Source organism: Virgisporangium ochraceum (assembly GCF_016863655.1).
Taxonomy (GTDB): domain Bacteria; phylum Actinomycetota; class Actinomycetes; order Mycobacteriales; family Micromonosporaceae; genus Virgisporangium; species Virgisporangium ochraceum.
Genome location: NZ_BOPH01000116.1, coordinates 1 through 8802 on the forward strand (window position 1 = coordinate 1; position 8802 = coordinate 8802).

12 protein-coding genes are annotated in these 8802 nt (G+C 72.0%); all 12 read left to right on the forward strand.

Annotation, left to right across the window (positions count from 1 at the left end; all coding sequences use genetic code 11):
* Nucleotides 1-193 (forward strand): hypothetical protein (locus tag Voc01_RS41980; RefSeq protein WP_203933307.1); only part of this gene is annotated, 193 nt, incomplete at its 5' end.
* Between the two features lie 261 nt (nucleotides 194-454).
* Entirely contained in the window at nucleotides 455-1405 is a 951-nt protein-coding gene (locus Voc01_RS41985) for a helix-turn-helix domain-containing protein (RefSeq protein ID WP_203933308.1), read from the forward strand.
* A gap of 31 nt (nucleotides 1406-1436) precedes the next feature.
* Complete coding sequence (locus Voc01_RS41990; protein WP_203933309.1) at nucleotides 1437-2018, forward strand: YdcF family protein; 582 nt, start codon at nucleotides 1437-1439, stop codon at nucleotides 2016-2018.
* Complete coding sequence (locus Voc01_RS41995) at nucleotides 2015-2701, forward strand: glycosyltransferase family 2 protein (protein ID WP_203933310.1); 687 nt, start codon at nucleotides 2015-2017, stop codon at nucleotides 2699-2701. The genes Voc01_RS41990 and Voc01_RS41995 overlap by 4 nt, the downstream gene beginning before the upstream one ends.
* 30 nt (nucleotides 2702-2731) lie before the next feature.
* Nucleotides 2732-2986, forward strand: coding sequence for a DUF6582 domain-containing protein (locus Voc01_RS42000; RefSeq protein WP_203933311.1), 255 nt, complete (start codon nucleotides 2732-2734; stop codon nucleotides 2984-2986).
* A gap of 38 nt (nucleotides 2987-3024) precedes the next feature.
* Complete coding sequence (locus Voc01_RS42005) at nucleotides 3025-4008, forward strand: DNA topoisomerase IB (protein ID WP_203933312.1); 984 nt, start codon at nucleotides 3025-3027, stop codon at nucleotides 4006-4008.
* 101 nt (nucleotides 4009-4109) lie between these two features.
* Nucleotides 4110-5894 carry a thiamine pyrophosphate-requiring protein gene (locus Voc01_RS42010; RefSeq protein WP_203933313.1) on the forward strand — a complete coding sequence of 595 codons (1785 nt, stop codon included), beginning with the start codon at nucleotides 4110-4112 and terminating at the stop codon, nucleotides 5892-5894.
* Nucleotides 5895-5915: 21 nt separating this feature from the next.
* Nucleotides 5916-7100, forward strand: a complete 1185-nt coding sequence (locus Voc01_RS42015) for a zinc-dependent alcohol dehydrogenase (protein WP_203933314.1) — start codon at nucleotides 5916-5918, stop codon at nucleotides 7098-7100.
* 99 nt (nucleotides 7101-7199) lie between these two features.
* Nucleotides 7200-7544, forward strand: coding sequence for an STAS domain-containing protein (locus Voc01_RS42020; RefSeq protein WP_203933315.1), 345 nt, complete (start codon nucleotides 7200-7202; stop codon nucleotides 7542-7544).
* 36 nt (nucleotides 7545-7580) lie between these two features.
* Complete coding sequence (locus tag Voc01_RS42025; protein WP_203933316.1) at nucleotides 7581-7925, forward strand: PadR family transcriptional regulator; 345 nt, start codon at nucleotides 7581-7583, stop codon at nucleotides 7923-7925.
* Nucleotides 7922-8401 carry an HAAS signaling domain-containing protein gene (locus Voc01_RS42030; protein WP_203933317.1) on the forward strand — a complete coding sequence of 160 codons (480 nt, stop codon included), beginning with the start codon at nucleotides 7922-7924 and terminating at the stop codon, nucleotides 8399-8401. The genes Voc01_RS42025 and Voc01_RS42030 overlap by 4 nt, the downstream gene beginning before the upstream one ends.
* 122 nt (nucleotides 8402-8523) lie before the next feature.
* Nucleotides 8524-8802: hypothetical protein (locus Voc01_RS42035; protein WP_203933318.1), on the forward strand; the 279-nt coding region annotated here is incomplete at its 3' end.

Below are 8802 nucleotides of genomic sequence, written 5' to 3' on the forward strand. Positions count from 1 at the left end.
AACGATCAACAGCCCCCGACCCTTTGCGAAGACCGCGACACACCACGACCGCACCTCTCCGCCGATCTTGCAGTTGTGGCCCCCCTCAAAACGCGACATTTACGCAAATAGAGGCGGCCACAAGTGCAAGATCGACGCAGGCATCGACAACGGCGCGACCGCGAGCGGCGCGGCCGGGCGCCAGGGTCTCTGACGGAGCGGTCGGAGCGGTCGGAGCGGCGGCCGCGCGTGCGGGCACGTCGCCGAACCGCTGGTCGCGCGTGCCGCTGATGACGACCGTGCGCACCGTGACCCGGGCCAGCGCGGCAGCACCGCGGCCACCCGGGCCGCGTCGCGGTCCGTCGGTGGGTTTCGTGGGACCGCGTGCGCGAAACAACGGCGAACTTCGCTATCTGGCTGGTAGTTTCGTCGTGCGGATGACGAGCCGACGTTCACGCCGCCGTGGGAGCTGATCGTGCCGACCGTTCTCGAAACGACCGACCTGGGCCTCGCCCACCACGTGCTGAGCACCGCATACGGCAAGCTCGCGATCTCCGGCGTGCGCGGGCCGATGCGGATCCGGCTGAGCCGCGACGACCTCGGTCTGGTGGAGCTCCACCGCAACTCGTTCGCGATGCGGTTCACCGCCAGCGGTCCCCCGTTCGGCCGGTTCAGCATCGGCCGGCTGATCAGCGGCGAGATGAGTCACCGGATCGGTCGGCACGAGTACCGGCAGGCCACGCCGGGCGAGGTGTTCGTCGCCTCCAACCCCGACCAGGAGCTGCACGCCACGGTCTGCCACTCCGACGCCGAGTTCGCGATCCTGCGACCCGAACTCCTCGCCCAGGTCGCGGCGACGGCACCCGGCCGGACCGCACGGGCCCTGCGGTTCACCGGCGACCCGCCGCTGTCCCCGGCGGCCGCGGCGGCGTGGAGCAGCACGCTCGACTTCGTCCGCGACAACGTGACCACCGTGCCGGCCGTCCAGTCGCCCCTCCTGCACGGCGCCGCCGCCCGGCTGCTCGCCGCGACCGCGTTGTCGACGTTCCCGAACAACTCGGTGCGTGAGCCGACCGGCGAGGAGCGGCGCGACGCCCACCCGACGACCCTGCGCCGCGCCGTCGGTTTCATCGACGACAACGCCCATCTCGACATCAGCGCCGCCGACATCGCGGCCGCCGCCCACGTGACGATCCGCACGCTGCAGCTCGCGTTCCGCCGCCATCTCGACACGACCCCGATGGCCTACCTGCGCCGGGTCCGGCTCGAACACGCCCACCGCGACCTCCTGCACGCCGACCCCGCCACCGCGACGGTGGGCGCGGTCGCCGCCCGCTGGGGGATCATGGGCCACAGCCGGTTCACGTCCCAGTACCGCGCCGCGTTCGGGGTGACGCCGTCGAGCACGCTGAAGCGGTCAAGATGACGGTTGGGGCCCGGGGCCTTACCGTCGACGCATGCACGCCGACACGCTGTGGGTCTTCGGCCGAGGCGTCACCGTCGTCGACGGCCGCTACCGCCTGACGCCCGACAGCCTCGCCCGGGTCGACGCCGCCCTGGCCTACGCCCGCCGGCTCACCGCCGCGCGGATCGTGTTCACCGGTGGCTGGTCGCTCGGCGCCGGTTCCGCCGGTCCGCCCGTCGGAAGCCGCGAGGGTGACCTCATGCTGGCGGCGGCCCGGCGCGCCGGAACGCCACCGGGGCTCGACCTGCATGCCGAGACCCGCTCCCGCAGCACGTTGGAGAACGTGCTGCACACCGTCGAGGAGAAGCTGCTCGGCGAGCTCGCGTTCACGCCGGCGCGGCCGCTCGGCATCGTCTCGCACGGCTGGCACCTGCCGCGCATCCGGTACCTGATCGGCAAGGTCCTGCGCCTGCGCGGCCCGGCGGTGCTCGACATCCCGGTCGTCGGCGGGGGGTCGCCGTGGTCGGAGCGGATGCTCGCGGTCGGCTCGCGGGTGTGCTTCCTCGGCTCGGCCGACCCGGCGACGCTGCGGCGACGCGAACGGCTGATGGTGGCGTTGGGACGGCGCCGGTGATCGTGCTGCTTCCGGTCTACAAGCCCGGGGACCACCTGCCCGACCTCGTCGAGGAGCTGCGCGACGCCGACCCGGCCAAGCACGTCCTCATCGTCGACGACGGTAGCGGCGCCGCGGCCGACGACGTGCTCGCCGCCGCCGACGACGGACCGCACGTCACCGTCCTGCGCCACCCCACCAACCGCGGCAAGGGCATCGCGATCAAGACCGGGCTCACGTGGGTCCACGAGAACTTCCCCGACCACGACGCGGTGACCGCGGACGCCGACGGACAGCACAGCGTCGCCGACATCCTGCGGGTCGCCGAGCGGGTCGACTCGACCGGACGGCTCGTCCTCGGCGTGCGGAGGTTCGACACCGACGTGCCGGCACGCAGCCGGTTCGGCAACACGCTCACCCGGGTGCTGTTCCGCGCCGCCACCGGCCGCGACGTGCGCGACACCCAGACCGGGCTGCGCGGCTACCCGGCCGCCCTGATCCCGTGGCTGCGCGACGTTACCGGCGAGCGCTTCGAGTACGAGATGAACACGCTGCTGGAGGCGGCCCGGGCGGGGCACCCCGTCGAGGAGGTGACCATCACCACCACCTACCTCGCCGGCAACAGGTCCTCGCACTTCGGCTCGCTGTCGGACTCCGTGCGCATCTACCGGCCGCTGCTGCTCTCACTGATGCGGCTGCGTTAGCCGGCCGCGGGAGCGGGTAGCCGGAAGGCCATGAGCCATCAACTGGACGCCGACGAGCGCGACGCGATGCCCGACAGCCAGTTCGCGTTCCCCCGGCTGCGCAAGGAACCGCTGAACGACGCCAGCCACGTGCGCAACGCGATCGCGCGGTTCGACCAGGTCAGGGACGCCACCGACGCCGAGCGTCGGGAGGCGTTCGACCGCATCCGGCGGGCGGCGAAGAAGTTCGACGTGGAGATGACCGCCGAACGCTGGCAGGACCTCGGGAAGCCCTCCAACAAGTGAGTTTGCGGCGGTCGGGGGCAGGGCAGTGATCACCCACCATGCGCACCAGACGAAGTGACCCCACCGCCCCCGGCTACCGCCGGATCCGGCAGGGCAAGGGATTCCGCTACCTCGACCAGCACGGCAAGCCGCTCCCGACGGAGGAGGTCGAGCGCGTCAAGGCGCTCGTGATCCCGCCGGCGTGGAAGGACGTGTGGATCTGCCCGGATCCGAAGGGGCACATCCAGGCCGTGGGAACCGACGCCGCCGGCCGGCGCCAGTACCGCTACCACGACGGGTGGCGGGAGCGGCAGGACCGGCTCAAGTTCGACCACGTGCTCGACGTCGCGCGCAAGCTTCCCCGGCTGCGCAAGCAGCTCAAGGAGCACCTGAAGGAGGAGGGCCTCACGCGGGACCGCGTGCTGGCCGTCGCCGTGAGCCTGCTCGACCACGCCCGGCTGCGCGTCGGCGGCGACGAGTACGCCACCGGCGACGAGGCCACCTACGGGGCGGCGACCCTGCAGGCCCGGCACGTGCGGGTCGACGACACGCAGGCGGCCATGTGCTTCACCGGCAAGGGCGGCATCCAGCACGAGGTCACCGTCGACGACCCCGACGTCGTCGCCGCGATCGCCGAGCTGCGCGCGGCCCGCAAGGGCGCCAAGCGGCTGCTGTTCTGGCGCGACGGCAACGGCGACGACCACGACGTGCACGCCGCCGACATCAACGACTTCCTGCGCGACAACCTCGGCGTCGACGCGACCGCCAAGGACTTCCGCACCATTCACGCGACGGTGCTCGCCGCCGCGGAGCTCAGCCGCGGCGAGCCGGCGAAAACGCGCACCGCGCAGAAGAAGCGGATCGCCGCGGTGATGAAGGAGGTCGCGTCCGAGCTCGGCAACACGCCGGCGGTCGCGAAGGCGTCCTATGTGGACCCGCGGGTCATCGACCGGTACGCGGCCGGCGATACGATCGACCGTCCGGACGCCGCGCCGGCCTCGGTGGAGCGCCAGGTGGTCAAGCTCCTCGACCCGAAACAGTGAGGACGGGCTGGTCGACGAACTGGTCCGCTGGACGGATGCCCTCGCTCCGCTCCGCACCGGCTGACCGGGTTCAACGCGCCACGACCGGGTAGGCGGCGGCCATGGCTGAGCGCACAGTGTCGGATCTGGTCGTGGAGCGGCTCACCGCATGGGGTGTGCCGCGCGTGTTCGGCTACTCCGGCGACGGCATCGACGGGGTGATGGGTGCCCTACGCCGCGCGGGGAAGCCGGCGTTCGTGCAGGCCCGGCACGAGGAGACGGCCGCGTTCATGGCGGTGGCGCACGCCAAGTACACCGGCGGGGTCGGCGTCTGCCTGTCGACGCAGGGACCGGGTGCCGTGCACCTGCTCAACGGGCTCTACGACGCGAAGCTCGACTCCAAGCCGGTCGTGGCGATCGTCGGCCAGCAGATGTCCAGCGTGCTCGGCAGCGCGTACCAGCAGGAAATCGACCTCGTGCGGCTGTTCGGCGACGTCTGCGCCCAGTTCGTGCAGGCCGCGCACACGCCCGAGCAGGTGCCGATGCTGCTCGACCGGGCGTTCCGCACCGCACTGGCCACCCGCAGCCCCACCTGCGTCGTCCTGCCCCACGACGTGCAGACCGCACCGGCACCCGAACCGCAGCGGGAGCACGGCGTCGTGGTCACGGGCCCGGGGTTGCGGTCCGCGCGGATCGTTCCGCGTCCGGAGGATCTACGGGACGCGGCTGAGCTGCTCGCCGCGGGCGAGCGCGTCGCGATCCTGGTGGGCCAGGGGGCGTACGGGGCGGCCGACGAGCTCGTGGAGGTCGCCGAGCGCCTCGGTGCCGGCGTCACCGCGTCGCTGCTCGGCAAGCCGGTGCTCGACGAGTCGCTGCCGTTCCACACCGGCGTCATGGGTCACCTCGGCACCACGGCCAGCGCCGAGCTGATGAACGCCTGCGACACGCTGCTCATCGTCGGCAGCAACGACCCGTGGACCGAGTTCTACCCGGAGCCGGGCCAGGCCCGCGCCGTGCAGATCGACATCGACGGCCGGCGCCTGGCCGTGCGGTACCCCGTGGAGGTGCCGCTGGTCGGTGACGCCGCCGAGACGCTGCGGGAGCTGCTCGCGGTCCTGAAGCCACGCGACAACCGCGACTGGCGCGCGACGGTCGAGGGCTGGGTGCGCCGGTGGCACGGGATCGCGGCGGCCCGGGCCGCCGCCGGGGCGGAGCCGGTCAACCCGCAGCACGTGGTGCGGGCCCTCAACGGCCGGCTGCCGGACAACGCCCAGGTGGCCGTCGACGTCGGCTCGGTGACCTACTGGTACGCGCGGCACCTGCGGCTGCCCCGGGGAGTGCCGGCACACCTGTGCAGCACGCTCGCGTCGATGGGCTGCGCGCTCCCCTACGGGCTGGCGGCGAAGCTGCACGCTCCCGACCGTCCCGTCGTCGCCCTCGCCGGCGACGGCGCGATGCAGATGGCCGGACTGGCCGAGCTGGTCACGGTCGCGGCCCGCTGGCGCGACTGGGCCGACCCGCGGTTCGTGGTGTGCGTGCTCAACAACCGCGACCTGGCCGAGGTGAGCTGGGAGCAGCGGGAGTCCGAGGGCGAGCCGCGGTTCGTCACCTCGCAGGAGCTGCCCGACGTGCCGTACGCGCAGTGGGCGTCGCTGCTGGGGCTGGGCGGCGCGCGGGTGACGACCCCGGAGCAGCTCGACGCCGCCTGGGACGAGGCGCTGGCCGCCGACCGTCCCTTCGTGATCGACGCGGTCACCGATCCCGCGATCCCCCTGCTGCCGCCGCTGCGCACGTCCGAGCAGATCGCACCGATGTACGCGGGCCTCGCGGCCGAGCACGGACCCCTCGCCCGGCGGGCCGAGGAGCACCTGCGGCGCGAACGTGCCGACGAGGGGTTCGACCGGTGATTTCCGGGCAGGGGTAGCGACATGAAGGCACTGACGTTCCAGGGCACCAACAAGGTGACCGTCGACACCGTTCCGGACCCGACCATTCAGGAACCGACCGACGCGATCGTACGGATGACCTCGACCGCGATCTGCGGCTCCGACCTGCACCTGCTCGACACGCTCGGCATGTACATCGACTCGGGAGACGTGCTGGGTCACGAGCCGATGGGGATCGTCGAGGAGGTCGGTGCCTCCGTGACCCACATCAGGCCCGGCGACCGCGTGGTCGTGCCGTTCAACATCTCCTGTGGCAGTTGCTGGATGTGTTCCCGCGGGTTCTACGCGCAGTGCGAGACCACGCAGGTCCGCGACCAGGGGACCGGCGCCGCGCTGTTCGGGTACACGAAGCTGTACGGCCAGGTGCCGGGCGCGCAGGCCGAGTACCTGCGGGTGCCGCAGGCGCATTTCGGCCCGATCAAGGTTCCCGAGGGCCCGGTCGACGAGCGGTTCCTGTTCCTGTCCGACGTGCTGCCGACGTCGTGGCAGGCCGTGAGGTACGCCGACGTCGAGCCCGGCTGCACGGTCGCGGTGATCGGGCTGGGCCCGATCGGCCAGATGTCCGCGCGGATCGCGAAGTACCTGGGCGCGGAGCGCGTGATCGCGGTCGACAGCGTCCCCGAGCGGCTGGCGCTGGCCCAGCGGCACGGCATCGAGGTGGTCGACGAGTCGTCCACCGACGACGTCGCCGGCGCGATCTTCGAGCTGACCCATGGCCGCGGCGCCGACGGCGTGGTCGAGGCGGTCGGCATGGAGGCGCACGGCTCGCCGGTGCAGGAGTTCGCGCAGCGCTCGGCCGGGCTGCTTCCCGACAAGGTCGCCCGCAAGGCGATCGAGAAGATCGGCGTGGACCGGATGGCGGCGCTGAACACGGCGTTCGCGTCGGTCCGGCGGGCCGGCACGGTGTCGATCATCGGCGTCTACGGTGGCCAGGCCGACCCGTTCCCGATGATGGACCTCTTCGACAAGGGCGTGACCATCCGCATGGGCCAGGCCCACGTGAAGCGCTGGATCGACGAGATCATGCCGGCCCTCACCGGCGACGACGACCCGCTGGGCACGGAGGACCTGACCACGCACCGCCTTCCGCTGGACGACGCCCCGCACGGCTACGAGATCTTCAAGCAGAAGCAGGACGGCTGCATCAAGGTGGTCCTGAAGCCCTGAGTAGTCGTCGGACGTGCCGGCGGCTAGGCTGGGTTGGTTACCGGCTGTCGCCTTCTGATACGAGGGATCCAGGCCGGGGCGAACCTCGCGGAGCTTCCCGTGCTCACCTCCCCCTCCCGGTCGTCCGACGCCCCCCTCGTCCTCACCGACGTGGTCTCCGACCCGTCCGGTGTCCGTGCCCTCTTCGCCGGTGAGGTCGACATGTCGACCTCACCGGCGTTCACGGCGGCGATCACCGACGTGCTGCACTCGCATCCCGGCCAGCGGGTCTCGGTCGACCTCGCGGGCATCCGTTTCCTCGACTCGTCCGGGATCCGCGCTCTCCTGCTGTGCCAGCGGCAGGCCCGCGACCGGGGTGGTGAGCTGGTGGTCGTCGACGCCCGGCCGGGCGTGCTCCGGGTCCTGGAGATCACCGGGGTCCTCGGCCTCCTCACCGGCGCGTAGTCAGGCACGCCTACTAGTTAGTGATACTGTCTAGCCGTGACCGAGGAGCGGCAATGGCCGGCCGAGTGGATGCGGGGGGTGCTGACCCTCTGCGTGCTCGCCGTCGTCGCTGACGGGGAGACCTACGGGTATGTCATCGCGCAGAAGTTGCTCGCCGCCGGGCTCGGCACGGTCAAGGGGGGCACGCTGTACCCGATTCTCACGCGCCTCGAGCAGGACGGCCTCGTGACCTCGCGATGGCAGGCCGGCGACGCCGGACCCGGACGGAAGTACTTCGCGGTCACCGCCGCGGGACGGCGGGCCCTCCGTGAACAGACCGACGACTGGGTCACGTTCACCGGGCGGGCCACCGCCCTCATCGCCACGGGGAGGGTGTCGTGACCGGCGACCTGGACACGTATCGGCAGCAGCTGGTGTTCGCGTTACGCGTGAACGACGTGCCGGCGGCGCGCATCGGTGAAGCCGTGGCGGAGGTGGAGAGCCACGTCGCCGACACCGGGGAGGACCCGGTCACCGCGTTCGGCCAGCCGGCCGAGTACGCCCGCCGACTCGGCGAGAGCCTGGGCGCAACCGGGAGGCCGCTGTCGGGATCGGTGAACTTCATCGTCGCGGTGACGTCGTTCGCGGCGTGCGCCGTCGCCGGCACCAGCCTCCTCGACGGTGAACCGGTGCCGGCCGCCGTGGCGGTGGCGGTGCTCGCCGCGCTCGGGTTCTGGTTGTGGCGACGGCGTGCCGTCGACCGCATCGTCGACCCGCGCACCGGAGCGACGCTCGCACTTCCCCTACCCCGGTGGGCGTTGGTGGTACTGGCTGTCTCGGTCGCCGGTCTGCTCGTCACCTCTGCTCTTCTGCGGTGACGGCAGCGACCCACGCGACCGGCCCGGCCACGGCCCCTCTCGCACCCGGATCGGATGCGATCGGCGCGCGTGCCGACGGCCTCGATGGGTAGGTCACGACCGTGCCCCGACAGCCCGCCTCCGTGAAGGTCATCACCGCCGAACTGGCCGAGGAACTCGCCGCCGCGTACACCGACCACGCCGTCTACCCCGGCGAGGTCGACGTCGACGGGGACGGCTCCCGCTTCCCCGGCTGGACGACGCCCGTTCTGGTCCTCGCGACCGAGAACCAGAACGTGTGCACGTGGGGCGTCCCGCTGAACGGCGACGACGACCCGCCCGTGATCGTCGGCATCCACGACGGCCGCCGCGCCGAAACCGTCGAGCACGCCCCCGACGTCGACGCCTACGTGGCGGCCCGC